The 19043-nt window shown below is 74.4% G+C and carries 8 protein-coding genes; 2 read left to right on the forward strand and 6 right to left on the reverse strand.

All coding sequences use genetic code 11. From position 1 onward, the window contains the following. The 5 genes from ACIGYR_RS20635 to ACIGYR_RS20655 are packed head-to-tail and all read right to left on the reverse strand — an operon-like array spanning position 1 to position 14764. A complete protein-coding gene (locus ACIGYR_RS20635) occupies positions 1-4104 on the reverse strand; it encodes an amino acid adenylation domain-containing protein (RefSeq protein WP_399597527.1) in 4104 nt (1367 codons plus the stop codon). Continuing rightward, complete coding sequence (locus tag ACIGYR_RS20640; RefSeq protein ID WP_399597525.1) at positions 4101-8867, reverse strand: amino acid adenylation domain-containing protein; 4767 nt, start codon at positions 8865-8867, stop codon at positions 4101-4103. Before ACIGYR_RS20640 ends, ACIGYR_RS20635 begins: the two co-directional genes overlap by 4 nt. Beyond that, positions 8867-9919 (reverse strand): MupA/Atu3671 family FMN-dependent luciferase-like monooxygenase, encoded by a 1053-nt coding sequence (locus tag ACIGYR_RS20645; protein WP_399597522.1) that lies wholly within the window; start codon positions 9917-9919, stop codon positions 8867-8869. The genes ACIGYR_RS20640 and ACIGYR_RS20645 overlap by 1 nt, the downstream gene beginning before the upstream one ends. Next, positions 9904-13458, reverse strand: coding sequence for an amino acid adenylation domain-containing protein (locus ACIGYR_RS20650; RefSeq protein WP_399597520.1), 3555 nt, complete (start codon positions 13456-13458; stop codon positions 9904-9906). Before ACIGYR_RS20650 ends, ACIGYR_RS20645 begins: the two co-directional genes overlap by 16 nt. Next, entirely contained in the window at positions 13442-14764 is a 1323-nt protein-coding gene (locus ACIGYR_RS20655) for an MFS transporter (RefSeq protein ID WP_399597517.1), read from the reverse strand. The genes ACIGYR_RS20650 and ACIGYR_RS20655 overlap by 17 nt, the downstream gene beginning before the upstream one ends. Before the next feature lie 277 nt (positions 14765-15041). On the opposite strand from ACIGYR_RS20655, the gene ACIGYR_RS20660 reads away from it, so the two are divergent. Next, a complete protein-coding gene (locus tag ACIGYR_RS20660) occupies positions 15042-15398 on the forward strand; it encodes a hypothetical protein (protein ID WP_391840353.1) in 357 nt (118 codons plus the stop codon). Positions 15399-15563: 165 nt separating this feature from the next. After that, a complete protein-coding gene (locus ACIGYR_RS20665) occupies positions 15564-15812 on the forward strand; it encodes a hypothetical protein (protein WP_391840351.1) in 249 nt (82 codons plus the stop codon). Positions 15813-15968: 156 nt separating this feature from the next. On the opposite strand, the gene ACIGYR_RS20670 is transcribed toward ACIGYR_RS20665, so the two are convergent. Beyond that, entirely contained in the window at positions 15969-18938 is a 2970-nt protein-coding gene (locus tag ACIGYR_RS20670) for a BTAD domain-containing putative transcriptional regulator (RefSeq protein WP_399597513.1), read from the reverse strand. Positions 18939-19043: the final 105 nt, after the last annotated feature.

Genomic DNA, 19043 nt, shown 5'->3' on the forward strand with positions numbered 1-19043 from the left:
TCACTCCCCCCGGAGGGCGGTTTCGAGGACCGCGGCGACGCGTGCGGCCGGGTCCGGCTGAAGTACTCCGCTGTGGGTGCAGGCGAGTTCGTGCACCGTGAGGGCGGCGGTCGAGGGCCGCCAGGCCGCCGTTTTCTCGGCGGTGGTGGCGTGCGCCTGGTGGGTCGCGGAGAAGAGGGTGACGGGGCCGTCGTAGCGGGACGGGCGCCAGGCGCGGGAGAGGTGGATGTGGTGGGCGCCCACGTCGGTCATCGCGTGCAGGACGCCGTCGTCCAGGGCGGCGAGCGGGCTGTCGGCGGTGCGGACCACCGCGAACGCCTCGGCGCGGCCGAACCGGCCGGGTGGTACGGGCCGGCCCGGGGCGTGGCTGTTGAGCAGGATCCGCAACGCCTCCCGCTCGACCACGTCCGCCGGCAGCCGGGGGGTGCCGGGCGGCTGGGGCATCGCGTCCAGCACGGCCAGCAGCCGTACCTCCTGCCCGGCCGCGCGCAGGCGTACGGCGATCTCGTGGGCGACGGAGCCGCCGAAGGAGCGGCCCAGCAGGGCGTACGGGCCGGTCGGCGCGAGGGCGCGGATGCGCTCGGTGTACGCCTCGGCCAGCGCGGCGACGCTCGCCGGGAGCCCGCCCGCCCCTTCGGTGAGCGCCGGGCTCTGCAGGGCGTGCACCGGGCGGTCCGGGTGGAGGTGCGGGAGGAGGGCGGCGAAGGACCAGCCCAGGCCGAGGGCGGGGTGGACACAGAAGAGGGGGGTGCGGTCGCCCTGGCGGAGGGTGAGGAGGGGGGCCAGGTCGGTGTCGGGGGCGGGGGCGGTACGGGCGGCCAGCAGGGCCGGGGTCGGAGCCGCGAACAGGGTGGCCAGCGGCACCTGGGCCTTGGAGGCCAGGCGCAGTGCGGTCAGCGAGTGGCCGCCGGCCGCGAAGAAGTCGGTGTCCGGGTGGGCGTCGGGCAGGCCGAGCACCTCGGCGAACAGCGCGCACAGCCACCGTTCACGGTCGTCGCGCGGAGCGCGGGTGCCGTGACCGCCGTGGCCGCCGTGGCCGCCGGTCGCGTCGCCCGTCGGCTCGGGCAGTGCGGCCCGGTCCGTCTTGCCGTGGCGGGTGAGCGGTATGCGGTCGATGCGGGCCCATACGGAGGGGACGAGGTGAGCGGGGAGGTGCCGGACGGCGAACTCCTTCGCCCTGTCCAAGATTTCGGGCCACGTAGCGTCCGTGGCCGGGTCCGGCAGGAGCCACGCCGCCAGCCGCTTGCCGCCGGTGGCGTCGGGGCGCGCGGCGACGACGGCCCGTCGTACGCCGGGGCAGGCCGCGAGCGCGGTCTCCACCTCGGCCGGTTCGATACGGACCCCGCGCACCTTGATCTGGTCGTCGACGCGGCCGTGGAAGTCCAGGACGCGGTCGCCTCTCCAGCGAGCCAGGTCGCCGGTGCGGTACATGCGGCTGCCCGGCGGCCCGTACGGGTCGGCGACGAACCGCTCCGCCGTCTGTCCGGGCCGTGCGAGGTAGCCGTTGGCCAGGCCGGTCCCGGCGAGGTACAGCTCGCCGGTGCCTCCCTCGGGCACCGGGCGCAGGAGGCCGTCCAGGACGTAGGCGCGGGTGTTGTCCAGCGGACGGCCGATGGGGATCGCACCGGGACCGCCGTCGGCGGTGTGGGCGGTGGCGAAGACGGTCGCCTCGGTGGGGCCGTACCCGTTGACGACGGTGGTGCCCGGGCAGTGCGCCCGCAGGCGGGTCACGGTCGCCGGGTCGAGCACATCGCCGCCCGCCCAGACCTCCGTCAGCCCGGCCGCCGACTCCGGCGCGATCTCCGTCACCGTGCGCAGGAGTTCGGGGGTGAGGAACAGCGCCGTGATCCCGCGCTCGGGAATCACGCGGCGCAGCAGCTCGGGGGTGACGGGGCCGGGCGGGGCGAGGACGACCGTCCCGCCGTTCAGGAGCGGGATCCACACCTCGTACGTCGCCGAGTCGAAGGTGTAGGGGGCGTGCGCGAGCACACGGCGGTGACCGCCGCCCTGGAAGCGGGCGTCGGCGGCGAGTTCCACGATGCCGCGGTGCGGTACGACGACGCCCTTGGGTTCGCCGGTGGAGCCGGAGGTGTGGAGGACGCAGGCGGGTGAGCCGGGGTGGGCTTCCGGGAGGGGCGAGGTGACGGCCGGGCCCGGCTCCTCGATGTTCAAGCACGCTACCGCTTCGGGCAGTCGGGCTGCGGCTGGGGCTTTGGCTGCGGCTGCGGCTGCGGCTGGGGTTGCGGCTGGGGCTTTGGCTGCGGCTGCGGCTGCGGCTGGGGCTTTGGCTGGGGCTTTGGCTGCGGCTGCGGCTGCGGCTGGGGTTGCGGCTGGGGCTTTGGCTGCGGCTGCGGCTACGGCTACGGCTACGGCTGGGGCTTTAGCTGCGGCTGCGGCTACGGCTGGGGCTTTGGCTGCGGCTGCGGCTGCGGCCTTGGCTGTGGCTGTGGCTGTGGCTGTGGTCAACGCCAGCCGGACCCCGGCCGCTTCGGTCAGCCGGGCCAGGCGTTCGGGCGGCTGGGCGGGGTCCAGCGGCAGCCAGCAGGCTCCCGCCTTGAGGACGGCCAGCTGGGCGACGACGACGGCCGGGGAGCGGGTCGCCAGCAGGGCGACCGCGTCGCCGGGGGCCGTGCCCGCCCGGACCAGGCGGGCGGCCAGGGCATCGGAGGCCGTGTCGAGATCGGCGTAGGTGAGGATCCCGTCGTCCGACTCGACGGCCGGGGCATCGGGGGTCCGGGCGGCCTGCGCGGCGAACCGGGCGGTGACGGTGGCCGGTCGGGCCACGGGGCGGACCGGGCCGGTGGCGAGGTCGATCAGCCGTCGGTGTTCCGCGGGCGGAAGTACGTCGATGTCGTCCACCGGCCGGCCGAGGTCGTCCGCCAGCCGGCCCAGGGCATGAGCCATCCGGCCGGCCACCGCGGACGCCGACAGGCCGCGGCGGCAGCCCACCGACAGCCCCAGCCGCTCGCCGGCGGTGACGGCCAGCGTCACCGGGTAGTGGGTGGCGTCCGTGACCGTCCGGAGGGTCAGCTCCTCCGGGCCGGCGTCGTCCTCATCACGCTGCGGGAAGTTCTCGAAGGCGAGGACGGAGTCGAACAGCTCCCCCACGCCCGCGGCACGCTGTACGTCGGCGAGCCGCGCGTGCTGGTGGGCGACGAGCCGGGACTGTTCGTCCTGGAGGCGGCCCAGCAGCTCGGCCGCGGTCTCGCCGGTACGCAGCCGCACCCGTACCGGGAGCGTGTTGACGAACAGGCCCACCATGCTCTCGACGCCGGGCAGGTCGTGCGGACGGCCGGAGACGACCGCGCCGAAGACCAGGTCCCGGGCGCCGGTGGTCCGGGCCAGGACGAGTGCCCAGGCCGCCTGGACGAGGGTGTTGAGGGTGACACCGGCCTCCGCGGCGCGGCGGGCGAGCGTGGCGGTCAGGCCGGCGGGCAGGTGGACCTGGGCGCGGTCGCAGGAGGTGTCGTCGGTCGCGGCCGGGGGTGCGAGCGGCGCCGGCGGTTCGAGGCCCGCCAGCGCCTCGGCCCAGGCCGTCTCCGCCTTGTCCCGGTCCTGCCGCGCCAGCCATGCCAGGTAGTCGCGGTAGGAAGCGGCGGGCGGCAGCGGGCGGCCCCCGACCAGTGCGGCCAGGTCCGCCTCCACGACCGGCAGGGACCAGCCGTCGAGCAGGATGTGGTGGAAGGACACGAGCAGCTCGGCGCCGCTGTCGTGGCGGGCGAGGGTGACCCGCAGCAGGGGCGGCCGTGCGGGGTCGAAGCGCCGGGCCGCGTCCGTCTCCAGCAGCCGTCGCATCCCCGCGGCCGTCTCGTCGGGGTCGAGGCCGGTGAGGTCGGCCTCCCGCCACGGCACCTTCACGGCGCGCGGAATGATCTGCACGGGCCGGTCGAGGCGTTCGTGGCGGAAGCAGGCGCGCAGGTTGGGGTGGCGCCGCAGCAGTTCCGTCACCGCGGCCCGGACCCGCCCCGGGGCGATGCCGGGGCCGATCCGGAAACGGGCCTGGACCAGATAGGGGTCGGGTCCCGTCGCGTCCCGCAGGGTGTGGAAGAGGAGTCCTTCCTGGGCCGGGGACAGCGGCAGGACGTCCTGGACGTTCCCGCTCACCGTTCGCTCACCTCACCCTCGAGGCCGTCGAGGGCACCGAAGCCACCAAGGCCGCCCAGGTCGTCCAGCCCGTCCAGGTCGTCCAGCCCGTCGGCGTCCTCCTCGAACGACAGGTCGTCCTCGTACTGCAGGAGCTGGTCGACGGTCAGATCGACCAGCGGGAAGTCGGACGGGGTGTGGCCGGCGGCCGAGCCGTCCGCCGCGTCCGCCACGAGAGCGGTGAGCTCCCGCGTCCACAGCCGGGCCAGCTCGCGCACGTCGTCCTCGCTGAGCACGCCCTGCGCGTACGAGAAGGTCGCCTCCAGCCGCGGTTCGCCCTCCGCACCTCGGGCCAGGACGTCGATCTCCAGGGCGTGGGCGACCGGCACCGCGTCCGGTCCGGAGTCGAGGAACCGGCCGCCGGCCGCGTCGTCCCCGGCGAAGCGGCCCAGGTAGGCGAAGCGGACGTCGGGAGCGGGCAGCGCGGCCAGGGTGGGGCCGGCCTCGGGGTGGAGGTAGCGCAGCAGGCCCCAGCCGAGTCCGGCGGACGGCACCGCCCGCAGTTGCTCCTTGACCAGCTTGAGCGCCGCGGGACCGGTGTCCGTGCCGGGGTCGAGGACGACCGGGTACTGGGTGACGAACCAGCCGACGGTGCGGGAGATGTCGACGGGCGCCGACAGCGCCTCGCGCCCGTGTCCCTCCAGGTGCAGGAGGAGGGCCGTGCCGGTGCCGCGTCGGCGGACCGCGGCGCGGACCAGGGCGGTGAGCAGCACGGCGTCGGTGCCGCAGTGGAAGGCGCCGGGGAGGGTGACCAGGGCGGACCGGGTCAGTTCGGCGTCCAGCTCGATGGTGACGACGGCGCGGCGGTAGGCGGTGGCGGGAGCGGCCGGCCGGCTCGTCCAGCCGTCCGGTCCGTCCGTCAGCCGGGCCTTCCCGGCGGCGCTCATCCGGCCGGTCCACCAGTCCAGTTCGCCCAGTGCCCGGTCCGCCTCGGCGGGCAGCAGCCGCGCCCACCGTGCGAACGAGGCGCCCGGATCCCTCGGGGGCTCGCCGCCGTCCCTCAGCATGTGCGCCAGCTCCTGTCCCAGCACCCGCCAGGACACCCCGTCGACGGCGAGGTGGTGCACGAGGAGCAGCAGGAGACCGGGCCGGTCGGGTCCGGCGTCGAACCAGACCGCCCGCAGCATCTCCCCCTGCTCCGGGTCCAGTACGGCGCAGCGCGCCGAGTCCTGTGCGAGCTCTGCCGGGTCGGTGTCGGCGGCGACGGCGACCCGCTCCGTGCGTACGGTGGCGGAGCCTGCCTCCAGTTCCCAGTCGGTGGAGTCGTCGTGCCGTATCAGCCGCATGCGGAGGGCGGCGTGCCGTTCGGCGAGGGCCGAGACGGCCGCCCGGATGCGGTCCTGGTCGACGCCGTGCGGGACGGGGAACACCATGGACTGGATGAACGTGCCCAGGGGGGCGCCCTGTTCGCGCCACCAGTGCATGATCGGGGTGAGGGGGAAGCGGCCTTCGGCCAGGTCGGGGCCGGCAGGCTGCTCGGGGGCTGCCGGGCGGGCCGACAGGGCCAGCCGGGCCGGTGTGCGGGCGGTGAAGACGTCCCGCGGGGCGAGGAGCAGGCCGGCCGCCGCTGCCCGGGCGGCGAGTTGGATGGCCATGATGCTGTCGCCGCCGAGCCGGAAGAAGTCCGCGTCCACGTCCACGTCCGCGGGATCGGTGCCGAGGACCTCGCAGTACAGGGCGCACAGGGTCCGTTCGGCGGGGGACGCGGTGCGCCGGACGGCGGGGGACGCGGCCGGGTCGCGGGGGGCGGGGGCGGGCAGGGCGGTCTTGTCGATCTTTCCGTTGTCGGTCAGCGGGAACGTGCCGAGGACGACCACGTCGGCCGGGACCAGCCCGGCGGGCAGTCGTTCGGCCGCGTGGGTGAGCAGGGCGTCCGGGTCCGGGGTGTGACCGGGGGCCGGGACGACGTATCCGACCAGCTGCGGGCGGCCGGTCCTGCCCTCCCGGACGAGGGCCACCGCTGCGCCGACGCAGGGGTGTTCGGCGAGGACGGCCGCGATCTCGGCGGGTTCTGTGCGCAGGCCCCGGAGTTTCACCTGGTCGTCGCCGCGGCCCAGGTAGTGGATGGTGCCGTCGTCGCCCTGCCAGGCGAGGTCGCCGGTGCGGTACATGCGGGTGCCCGGGGGGCCGTAGGGGTCGGCCGTGAAGCGGTCGGCCGTCTGCGCGGGGCGGTGCAGGTAGCCGTGGGCCAGGGGGCCCGAGAGGTAGAGCTCGCCCTGGGTGCCCGGGGCCACCGGGCGGAGCCGGTCGTCGAGCAGGCGGACGTGCGTGCCGGCGAGGGGGCGGCCCAGGGGCGGTCGCGTCTGCCCGCGCCCGGGGGCGAGGGGCTCGGAGAGCGTGACCGCCACCGTCGCCTCGGTGGGGCCGTACACGTTGTGGAAGCGGCGGCCGTCCGCCGCCCAGCGTTCCACCAGCTCCGGCGGGCAGACCTCCGCGCCGACCGCCAGCGCCCGCAGGTCCGGGTAGGTGCCGGCCGGGACCGTCGCCAGCACGGACGGTGTCGTCATGACCGCGGACACCCGTCGCTGTGTCAGCACCCGCCCCAGGTCGTCCCCCACCAGCATCCCGGCCGGCGGCAGGACCAGGGTCGCGCCGGAGCCGAAGGCCATGCACAGGTCGGCGACCGATATGTCGAAGGTCGGGGGGCCCAGCTGGAGCACCCGGTCCCCGGGACCCAGGTCCAGCCGGCCCGCCAGGGATTCCGCGAGCGCGGCGAGACCCGCGTGCGGGACGACGACCCCCTTGGGGGTGCCGGTGGAGCCCGAGGTGTGGATGACGTAGGCGGGGGTGGAGGGGTCCGGGTAGGGGGCCGTCAACGGCTCGCCCTGGTACGACTGCGGGCTCAGGACCAGCACCGGTACGTCCCCCGCGGCCGGCACGGCGTCGTCCGCGACGACCAGCACCGGCCCCGCGTCGGCCAGCGTGCGCCGCAGGCGTTCCGTGGGGTGCTCGGGGTCGAGGGGCAGATACGCGGCACCCGTCCGCTGGACGGCCAGCGCGGTCACCGGCCAGTCGGTGCCACGGCCGCGGACGAGCGCCACGAGGTCCCCGGGGCCGGCCCCGTGCCGGGCCAGGGTGCCGGCCAACCGGTCGACCCGGTCGACGAGTCGGCCGTACGACAGGAGCTGAGCGCCCGTGTCGAGCGCGGGCGCGTCCGGTGTGCGGGCGGCCTGGCGGGCCACCAGCTCGGGCAGCGACACCGGCGCCACCGCACCGGAGCCGGACGCCAGGCCGAGCAGGCGCTCGGACAGGCCCGAAGGCACGATGTCGATGTCGCCGACGCGCAGCGCAGGGTCCGCGGTGACCTGTTTCAGCAGCTCGACATAGCACTCGGCCCACCGCGCCACCGCTTGTGGCGAGAACGTGTCCGTACGGATCTCGAAGCTGCCGATCATCGCGTCGCCGCTGTCCTTCACCACGCCGACGAGGTCGTGCTCGCCGCCGGTGTGGATGCGTTCCGGTTCGGCGAACTCGCGTACGGCGGAGACGCTCGGCTGCTGGGTGAGGTGCATGAAGACCCACTGGAACAGCGGGGACCGGCCGATGCTGCGTTCGGGTGCGGCTGCCGCGACGATCCGGCCGACCGGCAGGTCGGCGTTGGCCACGAGGTCGGGGAAGTCGGCCGCGAACACGGCGAGGAGGTCGGCGAAGGAACTGTCGGGGCGGACCCGCCAGCGGGTGGGGACGGCGTTCATGACGTAGCCGATGACCCGTTCCAGGCCCTTGGCGGACCGGTTGGCGACGGGGGTGCCCAGGACCATGTCCTCGGCACCGGTGACCCGGTGGGCGAGGACCGCGAACGCGGCCATCAGAACGCCGTAGACGGTGGTGCCGGAGCGGCGGGCCAGGGCGCGGACCGAGGCGGCGGCGGGCGGGTCGAGGTCGAAGCCGATGTGGACGATGCCGTCGGGGTCGCGGTCGGGGTCGTCGGCGGTGGATCCGTGGCCGGGGGCGGTGAGCGGGCCGGGCGGGTCGGCCAGGTAGCGGCGCCAGAAGGCGAGGCGCTCGCCGAAGACGCCGGCCTCCTCCAGCTCTCCCTGCCAGGCGGAGAAGTCGGCGTACTGGATGCCGGGGCGGGTGAGCCGGGGCTCGGTGCCCTCGCGGACGGCCAGGTACGCCTCGGCGAACTCGTTCTGGAGGACGTCGAAGGACCACCAGTCCGCGATGGCGTGGTGCACGCTCAGCATCAGGGTCGTACGGCGGTCGTCGACGCGTACGAAACGGCCGCGCATCAGCCTGCCGCCGTCCAGGTCGAAGGGGCGCCGGCGGAAGGCGTCGAATGCCTGGTGGACGGTGGTTCCGGTGCCGCGCAGGTCCTCGCGCTCCAGGACGAAGGGACCGAGGTCGGGGAAGTCGACGTGGAGTTCGCCGCCCCCGGTCCCGGTGACCCTGGTGCGCAGGATGTCGTGGTGCTCCTGGACGAGGGTGAGCGCGGCCTCCAGGTGGGCGGCGTCCACGGGGTCCTCGAAGTGGTAGGCGCAGCACAGGTTGAGGGCGGGGGTGCCGGGATACAGCGACTCGTACGCCCACAGGTCCTGCTGCGCGGGGCTGAGCCGGACCGGCCGGGCGGGATCCCTGGGCGGGACGACGGCGGGCACGTCCCGCACGCGTCCGCTCTCCACCAGCTTGCGCAGCAGCTTGACGCGCTGCTCGCCGCCGAGCGCGCTGAAGCGGTCGGCGAGGGAGGCGGCGGGCCGCGGTCCCTGACGGACGGGGGCGGTCATCACAGGCTCTCTTTCAGTTCGGCCAGCCGGTTCAGGCTCGTGAGCACGTCGTCGAGTCCGAGGCCGAAGTCGACGAAGCAGGCGACCTCGTCCACGCCCAGCTCCGCCAGATCGGCGAGCATCTTGGCGCAGTGGCCGGGCGAGCCCAGCAGGCTGCCCCAGCTCAGGTAGCGCTCGAACGCGAACTCCGCGAGCATCGCGGTCTTCTCCTCGGTGAGCGCGGCGGTGCCGGCGTCGGCGGTGCGGTTGGCGGCGGTCTGGCGGAGGTAGGAGGCGAGGTACGCCTTCAGCGGGGTGGCGGCGAGGCGCCGTACCTCCGCGTCGTCGGCGCCGACATAGGTGTGCGCCATGAGCGTCACGCGGCCGTGCGCGTCGGTGCCCCGCTGCTCGGGGGCGGTCGCGCAGGCGGTGCGGTAGCGGGCGATGCGGTCGGCGAGGTCGTCGCGGCTCTGTCCGACGGTCGCGCCGAGCACTCCGCAGCGCAGCCGGCCGGCCGCCTCCCACGTCTCCGGGTTGCCGGACGTGGTGATCCACAGCGGCAACGACTCCTGCACCGGCCGCGGCTGGGGCAGCACGTCCACCGGCTTGCCCGTGCCGTCCGGGAAGGGAGCGCTCTGCCCCGCCCACAGCGAGCGCAGGACGGGGACGGTGTCCAGGGTGCGGGTGCGGCGGTCGGCGTAGTTGCCGGGCGCGAGCGCGAAGTCGGCGGAGTGCCAGCCGGTGGCGACCGACAGACCCACCCGGCCGTGCGAGAGGTTGTCCACGACCGCCCAGTCCTCGGCGACCTTCAGCGGGTGGTGCAGCGGCAGGACGACGCTGCCGGCCCGGATCCCGATCCGCTCGGTGGCCACGGCGAGCGCCGCGCTGAGCACCGGTGGGCTGGAGAAGACCTGCCCGACCTGCTGGAAGTGGCGTTCGGGCGTCCACACGGCGTGGAAGCCGAGACGGTCCGCGGTCCGGGCGACGGTGAGGATGTCCTCGTACGTGCGCTCGTGCCGCACCTGCCCGGTGGCGGTGCTGTCCGCACCGAAGAACATCACGCTGAGGTCCACTGCCTGTCCTCCTGCTTCCTGCCGCCGCGGTGAGGTGCGGTCGTCTGGGGGGTCTGGGGTGTCTGGGGTGTCTGGGGCCGGTGCGGGACCCGCGGCCTGCGCGGGATGGGTGCCATGGCGGACTGCGCGCGGCCCGGGGTCCCGTCCAGCTCGGCGGCGAGGGCGGCGACGGTGGGGGTGGTGAAGAGCTGCGCGGCCGTCACCGGCCGGTCCGGGGTGCTGAGGCGGGCGGCGACCCGCACGGCGCGCAGCGAGTTGCCGCCGATCGCGAAGAAGTCGTCGTGACGGCCGACCCGGGGCAGGCCGAGGACGTCGCGCCAGACCGCGGCGACGCGCTCCTCGGACGGCGTCCCGGCGGCGGGCGCGATGGTGCGGGCCGGTGCCACGAGGCGGTCGGTGACGTCCGCCAGGCGGGGCGGTTCGGGCAGGGCGAGCGCGGAGAGGCGGGCCTCGGGGGTGGCCACGGCGGCCGCCAGGGCCTGGGGGAGCGCCTCGGCCAGCCAGGCGACGAAGGACTCCTCCAGTGCCTCGGCCCGGTACTCGAAGGTGAGGGTGAGGCCGCCGGGCGTGCCGTCCGGGGCGGTCGTCTCGGACACGTCGACGAGCAGCTCGAACCGGGCGGACCCGGTGCGCACCAGCTCCACGCCGCTGTCCGCGCCGGGCAGCGCGACCTCGGCGCGCGCGTTGTTCTGCAGCGCCAGGACCACCTCGGTGAACGGTTGCCGGCTGGGCCTGCGGGCCGGGTTGAGCGCGCCGACGACCTGCTCGAACGGCACGTCCTGGTGGGCGAAGGCCCCGAGGTCGGCGTCCCGGACGCGGGCCAGCAGTTCGGCCGCGGTGGGATCGCCGGACGCGTCGGCGCGCAGCACGAGCAGGTTCACGAAGAACCCGACGACGTCCTCGACGTCACTGTCCGACGCCCGCGCCGCCACGGGCGCGCCGATCGCCGTGTCGGGGCCGGCGCCGGCCCGCAGCAGCACGGTCACCAGGGCGGCGTGCAGGGCCATGAAGAGCGTGGCGCCCCGGGCGTGCGCGGAGTCGACGAGCCGGGCGTGGGCCGCCGGATCCAGTCGCCGTACGACGACCCCGGCGGCCGGGCCGGGCACGGCCGGCGCCTTCGGGCGGCGCGGCAGCAACGGGCCGTCGGCGTCCAGCCCCGCCAGACGCCGCGTCCAGTAGGCGAGCTGCGTGGCCGCCAGGGACTCGGGATCGGCCGGGGAGCCCAGCCGGTCGAGGCGGCGGCGGGCGTGCTCGGCGTACGGGACGGCGAGCGGGCCGGAGCCGGCCGGACGGCCCTGGACCCGGGCGGCGTAGCACCGCGACAGATCGCTGAACAGTGGCCGCAGCGACCAGCCGTCACCGGCGATGTGGTGCACGAGCACGAGCAGCGCATGCTCCTCGGGCCGCTCGCGGAGGGTGAACAGGACCGCCCGGACGGGCAGCTCGGTGCTCAGATCGAAGCGGTGCCGCGCCGCCTCCTCGATGGCGGACTCAAGCTCCCCCGCGCCGACGCGCTCATGAGCGAAGGGTGGCCTCGCCCGTGTCCCGCGCACCACACGCCGTACCGGCACGCCGTCGGTCTCGCCGAAGAGTGTCCGCAGTACCTCGTGCCGGTCGGCCACGTCGGCCAGGGCGTCGCCGAGCGCGTCCCGATCGACCGTTCCGCGCAGCCGGACCAGCATGGGCAGGTTGTAGGCGGCGCCCGCGCCGGCCCGGTCCAGGAACCACAGGCGTTGCTGGGCGTCGGACACGGGCAGCGGGCCGGCCGCGGTGGCGGGCTCGGGCGGCACCACGGCGGCGGGAGCGCTCTCGACGAGCGGGGCGAGCCGGGCCGGGGTCGGCGCCTCGAAGAGCGCCCGGATGTCCAGTTCGACGCCGAGCGCGGAGCGGACACGGCCGGCCAGCCGGGCGGCGAGGAGGGAGTTGCCGCCGAGGAGGAAGAAGTCGTCGTCGGGGCTGAGCGGGGTCGAGAGGACCTGGGAGAACAGGGCGCACAGGGTGCGCACCGTCGGGTCGGCCGTACCGCCGGTGCGCGCGGCCGTACCGCCGGTGCGCGCGGAAGCGGGGCCCGGTTCCGGCAGCGCCGCCCGGTCCAGCTTGCCGCTCGGTGTGAGGGGCAGGGCGTCCAGGGTCACGAAGGCGGCCGGTACCAGGTGGTCGGGCAGGGTGGTGCGGGCGTGGTCGCGCAGTTCCTGTACCGAGGGCGCCGGCGCGCCGTGGGGCACGACGTACGCGGTCAGCTGCCGGTCCCCCGCCGGGTGGGCGTGGGCGACCACGGCGGCCCGGTCGACGCCCGGGTGTCCGGCCAGGACCGTCTCGATCTCGCCGGGCTCCACCCGGAAGCCCCGGATCTTGATCTGGCTGTCGGCGCGGCCCAGGTGTTCGAGGACGCCGTCGGGACGGCGGCGGACCAGATCGCCGGTGCGGTAGAGGCGCTCGCCCGAGGGAGCGGCGACGAACCGTTCGGCGGTGAGGGCGGGTTGGCCGGTGTACTCCCGGGCCAGGCCCGCACCGGCCGCGTACAGCTCCCCCCTGTCGCCGTCGGGCACCGGTCGCAGCCGCTCGTCGAGGACGTACAGGCGTTTCCCGGCGAGCGGACGGCCGATCGGGAGGGGGCCGCCGGTGCGCAGGTCCTCGGGGGTGACCGGGTGGGTGGTGAGGAAGACCATGCACTCGACGGGGCCGTAGCCGTTGCTCAGCCGCAGGCCGGGCCGGCGTTCGAGGGCGCGGGCGACGTGCGGGGGCGACAAGGCTTCGCCGCCGACGAGGAGTTCACGCAGGCCGTCGAGGGCGTCCGGGTACTCGTCCACGACGACGTTGAACAGGGATGCCGACAGGTACATGGACGTGACGCCGTGCTCGGCGATCAGACGCGCCATCACGAGAGGTTCGGGGCGGCCCGGGGGGTGCAGCACACAGGTGCCGCCGTTCGCGAGCGGACCCCACAGTTCCAGGGCGAACGCGTCCCAGGACAGCGGCGCGCACTGGAGCCAGACCGCGCCCTGGCCGAAGGAGGCGAAGTCCTGGCCGGTGAGGGTGGCCGTGACCGCCTCGTGCGGGGCGGCGACACCCTTGGGGCGGCCGGTGGAGCCGGAGGTGAACATCACGCAGGCGCGGTCGGCGGGGCGTACGGGAACCGTGCCGGGCGGCAACGGCGTCGCCGTCCCGGCGTCCTCGGGGTGGACCACGGCGGCCTCGACGCCGGTGAGGCGCCGGCCGCGGGATGTGACCACCGCGGTGACGGCCGCGTCCGTCGCCATCGCGCCGAGGCGGGCCGCCGGGAAGCCGGGGTCGAGGATCAGATAGGCGGCGCCGGCCTTGAGGACGCCGAGGACGGTCACGACCAGCTCGGCCGACCGCTCCAGGTGCACGCCGACGGTGTCGCCGTGCCGTACGCCGTGCCGGGCGAGCAGTCCGGCCGACCGGGCGGCCCGTGCGTCGAGTTCGGCGTACGTCAGGCGGTCCTGGCCGTCGATCAGCGCGAGGGCGCCGGGTGCCGTCCGTGCCTGTCGCTCGATGAGTTCATGCACGCACTTCATCCCGGACCCCTTCGTGTTCCCGGACGTCGCGCGGGTCGTCCGCGTCCGGCATGACCACGTCGATCTCCCGGATGTTGTGGCTGGCCAGCCCCCACAGGGAGACCCCGATGCCCGCAAGGCCGGCGAGGAAGAACATCCCCGCCATGCCGCTGCCGGGCCGGTCGCCGAAGAGCGGGCCGAGGACGGTGAACAGGCCCGTGCCGTGGGCGGCCTGCGGTTCGAAGACGTGGTCCGCGAGCGGGCCGGACAGGGCGGTGGCCAGCGGGACGGAGATGTAGCCGAGGAACATCACCGCGCCGAAGACGCGGCCCTGCCATTCCTGGGGGACCTTGGTCTGCACGATGGCGTTCATCTGGGAGTTGACGACCGTCATCAGCAGGGCGCCGATCAGCACGGCCACGGACCAGCCGACGACCCCGTCGGCGAACGCCATGCCCACCAGCGCGGACAGGCACATCCCGATGACGCCGAGCATCATGCCCCGGCCCCGGTCGCGCGGCCCGCCCCACGCGGCCATCAGCAGGCCGCCGGTGACCCCGCCGACGCCGATCGCGGTGTTGACCGCGGCCAGCGCGGTGCTGTCGGCCCGCAGCAGCACCATGGGCTGGATGAGGGCGAAGCCGAAGACCATCACCAGGTTGACGACACAGAAGTTGATGATCAGATCCCGCAGTCCCGGTGTGCGGAGCAGGTAGCGCAGCCCCTCGCCGGACTCCTCGGTGATCCTGCGGCGCGGCCCGGACGGCGGGGGCGCGGGCCGGTCTCCGGCCAGCCGCACCAGTCGTACGCCGACCAGGGCGAAGGCATAGCTCGCCAGGTCCGCCAGCAGAGTCGGGCCTATCCCGAAGACGGTGAGCAGGATCCCGCCCAGGGCCGGCCCGCCGATGCTCGCCGCGCTCTTGGCGCCGCCCAGCAGGCCGTTGGCGCGGCCGAGCTGGTCCTTGCGGACGAGCAGCGGCACGGCCGAGGACAGGGCCGGGAACTGGAAGGCGGCACAGGCGCCGAGCAGCGCGGTGGCCACGTAGATCTGCCAGGAGTGCAGCAGGCCGAGGTAGTGCAGCAGCGCCAGGCAGCCCACGACGAGCAGGCCGCCGGCGTCGGCCAGCTGGAGCGCGGACCGCTTTCGCATACGGTCGACGATTGCTCCCGCAAGGGGACTGAGGAGTGCTTGTGGGAGCAGTGCGCACAGGGAGAGCGCGGTGACGGCGCTCGCTCGCTCCCCGCTGGACCAGACGTCGACGACGAAGGCGAACCGGACGGCCGCGCTGCCGACGAGCGAGACGGCCTGGCCCGACCAGACCAGCATGAGCGGCCCTAGGCCGGTGAATCGGCCCGGACTCGAATCGGTTGGAGTTGCTGTCACTGCACTGCCCCCAGGACGGTCGCGTGCGGTCAGGGCACCGGCCTCGTGGATCCGGCTCCGCTGTCGAATGGCCGTCATGATGCGGGGGCGGGTTACCGCCGCGTTCCCCTCGCGAACGTCAGAACGGGACCGGGACGGGAGCGGAACGGGACGGAATCGGGAGCCGTCCGGGCGAGGGTCCCCAGGTCGTTGTCTGCAGACCCGCAGAAGGAGTAGAGCCGTGAAGGATCCGCGGGACCGATCGCCGGACGGTACGGCACTGGCCCACGCGCTCCAGGACCTGTCCTCCGTGGAGCGCTGGGCGAAGCGTGCGGCCGCCGACGCCCAGGCGCCGCCGTATGTCGCCCGAAGCCGCGCCGAAGGACCCACGTTCAGCGTCGAGACGGAGACCGTGGACGGGATGCACAGCGTGGCCCGGATCGCCCCGTCCCCCTCGGACGAGGCCGAGCGCGCCGCCATGCGTTCGCTGGTGCGGTCGCTGCTCGACCTGGCCGGCCATGAGTCGGGACCGGCGCGTACCCAGGTGGTGCTGACCCCCGCCGGACCTCGGGTGGTGACGTGCAGTCTGAGTGACTGACCGCAGGTCAAAGGCGTACCCCGGGGGTTCCCGGGGCCGTTCCCCATGCGTTCCCGCAGGGCGGTAACGCACGAGGAACCCACTGGGAACGGCCCCCAGGAAAGTCAGTGGCGTCAGGAAGCGGAAATCACCGCGAAACGCACAGACGCCACAAAGGGGCAGACCATGGGACGCAAGGTTGCCGGGTTCATCACTCTGATCGCCGCCACGCTGGTCATCGGCTTCGGCGGACACGCGATCGAGTCCGGTGCGGCCCAGGCGGACAACCAGAAGCCCACCAGCGTCCCCACCGTCCTGGCCGACAACCAGAAGCCCACCGACACCACGGTCGTCCTGGCCGACAACCAGAAGCCGACCGACACCACCGTCGTCCTGGCCGACAACCAGAAGCCCACGGTCATCGTCGCCGACTGAGCCCACGCCCCAGGCTCCACGTCACGCGACAGTGCCCCGTCCGGACCTCCGGGCGGGGCACTCCGCGTTTTTCCAGCCGCTTCCGCTCACCGGGCCGTTTCCGCCTCCCGGGCCGCCCTTTCGGCAGAAACGTTTCGGCGTAGGCACCCGTCGCGTTCAGCGCCGTCTCCGGTCCTCGCCGACCCCCATCCGCGCGAAGAGTTCCTCCGCCGCGGCCCGATGCCGGGCCGCGGCCACGGCGTCGTCCTCGGCGTCCGCCAGCCCGGACAGCGCGTACGCCTCCTCGATGCGGTAGCTCATCGCACAGGCCAGTTCACGGGCGTCGGCGTGCAGTTCGCGGGCGGCCTGCCGCTCCCCCTGCCGCCGGCGCAGCCGGCCCACGATGTTCTCCACCTTGGCCCGGCGCAGCGGTGAGGCGTTGGACGCCACCAGCTCAAGGGCCTGCTCGGCGAGGTCGGGAGTGCGCACCGGCCGGCCCAGGTGCTGGTCGACGTCGGCCGACAGGGCCAGGGCCAGCGCCACATTGCCCTGGTCCGCGCGCTCGTCGACGAGCGCGCGGGCCTGTTCCAGGCTACGGGCGGCCTCCTCGTACTCCCCGAGACCGGCCTGGGCGAAGGCGAGGTCGGTCAGCGCGGTGAACTGTTCCTCGCGCAGGCCCGGCCCGCTCTGCAGCTCCACGGCGCGCTGGGCCGCCGCCTTGGCCTCCTCATGGCGTCCCCACTGCTCGTAGAGCGTGCTGAGCAGGGTCAGGCTGTCGCACTCCGACCAGGGGGTGCCCAGCTCCCGCTCATAGGCGGTCGCCCGCTCCAGGTGGGTCAGCGCCTCGGGGAAGTTGCCGAGCAGACTGTTGAACTGGCCGAGAGTGGCCTCGCTGTGCGCCTCGGTGTGCCGGTCACCGAGCTGTGCGGCGACGTCCCGGCCCTCGCGGGCGGCCTGGAGTCCCTCCTCGAACCGGCCCAGCCGCCAGCACGCGACCCCCAGGTTGGACAGGCTCACGCCCAGCAGGCCCAGGTCGCCGAGGCGCTTCGCGGCGGCGACCGAGGCCCGCCCCAGCGCCCCGAACTCCTCCAGTTGCCCACGCGCGCTGAGCTGGAAGACGAGGTTGCGGCTCAGGCAGACGACATACCGGTCCAGGCCGCGCCGCTCGGCCAGGGTGACCGCGGCGAGCAGCGCGTCCTGTTCCCGGGTGAACCAGGTCTGGGCCCGCTCGGCGTCACCGAGCGGCGGCAGGTCGGCCGTGGACTTCTCGATGCCGGTGGGGCGGTGGCGGCGGCCGGGGTAGAGGACGTCACAGGCCGTCTCGGTCGCCGTGAGGTAGTAGCAGAGCAGTCGTTCCACGGCGGTCGCCGCCTCGTCGCCGTTCTGGTCGGCGGCGTCGAAGAGACTCTGGGCGAAGCTGCGGACCAGGTCGTGGAAGGAGTACAGCCCGATCTCCGGCTGCTGCACGAGATGTACGTCCAGCAGGCGTTCCAGCACGTCCTCGGCGTCCCACATGTCGGAGCCGAGCAGCGCCGCCGCCGCGTGGACGTTGATGTCGCCGCCCGGGTGCAGGGAGAGGATCCGGAAGGCCGTGCGGCTCTCCTCGTCCAGGGCCTGGTACGACAGGCGCAGGGTGGCCGAGACGCTGCGGGCGCCGGAGCTGAGCTCGTCGAGCCGGCGGGTCTCGTCCCGTAGCCGTTCGGCCAGGTACTGCAGGGTCCAGCGGGGGCGGTTGCGCAGCCGGGCGGTGGCGATGCGCAGGGCGAGCGGGAGGTGGTCGCACAGCCGGGCCAGTTCGGCGGCGGCCTCGGGCTCGGCGGCGACGCGTTCGGTGCCGAGGGTCTCGGCGACCAGGGCGGCGCTCTCGCGCGGGGACATCACACCGAGGGAGATCCACTGCGCTCCGTCGAGGTCGACGAGACGGCCCCGGCTGGTGAGCAGGACCAGGCAACCGGAGGTGGTGGGCAGCAGGGGGCGGATGCCGGAGGCGTCGGCCGCGTTGTCGAGCAGGATCAGCAGCCGCTTGCCGCTGAGCGTGGCCCGCCACAGGGCGGTACGGCCGGCTGTATCGTCGGGGATGCGGTCGCCGGGGATGCCGAGCGCGCGCAGCAGGCTGTCCAGCGCGGTGCCGGCGGACACCGGCTGGTCACCGGGGGTGTAGCCGCGCAGGTCGATGTGGAGCTGGCCGTCCGGGTACTCGGGGACGAGCTGGTGGGCGGCGCGCACCGCGAGGGAGGTCTTGCCGCTGCCGCCCATGCCGTCGAGGGCCACGATCTTCGGGCCCTGCTCACCCTTCTGCGTGGCGCAGCGCAGCAGTTCGGCCATCTCGACCTCACGGCCGGTGAAGTCGGCGAGGTCGTAGGGCAGGGTGCAGGGCGGCTCGGCCGGGAGCGGAACGGGAACGGGCGCCGGGGCGGCGGGTTCCGGACCGGCCAGTTCGGGACTCTCCCGCAGGATGCCCTCGTACAGCCTGGTCAGTTGCGGGCCCGGGTCGACGCCGAGTTCCTCGACGAGCAGTTCGCGGACCTTGCCGAACTCCTCCAGCGCCTCGGCCTGCCGTCCCGAGCGGTAAAGGGCGAGCATCAGCTGGCCGCGCAGGGTCTCGCGCAGCGGGTGCTGGGTGACCAGCTCCCGGAGATCCGGAATGAGCTCGCCGGACTCGCCGAGGGAGAGACGGAGGGCGAGGTGCTCCTCCCAGACGGCCAGCCGGCGTTCCTCGATACTGGTGGCGGCCGCCTCGATGACCGGTCCCCCGATACCCGACAGCACCGGGCCGCGCCACAAAGCCAGTGCCCCCCGCAGCACTTCGGCCGCCTCGGAGAGTCGGCTTTCGGCCACGGCCGCTTTTGCGGTGCGCACCAGCATTCCGAATTCGGACAGGTCATTCTGCGTCTCGTCGATCACGACCCGGTAGCCGGGCCCTTCCGTGAGCAGCACGTCGGCACCGCCCGGTATCCGTCTTCGCAGGTCCGCCACCGCCTTACGGACCTGGTGGGACGCGGTCGCCGGCGGATCCTCGTCCCAGGCGGCCTCAACCAGCCGGGAGACCGGGAGTACCTTTCCGGGCTCCAGCAGCAAAGTGGCCAGAACTCGCTCCTGAATAACTCCGCCGAGTTTCAGCCGTACGCCATTCGACCACCCTTCCATCGGGCCGAGGACATTGAACCGAAGCTGATCTCCTGACGCCGTCGTCACCGACAGCCTCCCCCCTGAGTCGCCGCTCCCCTTAAGCAGTCCGCTTCGCGCTGGGAG

This window comes from Streptomyces sp. NPDC053076 (assembly GCF_044546845.1).
GTDB lineage: Bacteria > Actinomycetota > Actinomycetes > Streptomycetales > Streptomycetaceae > Streptomyces.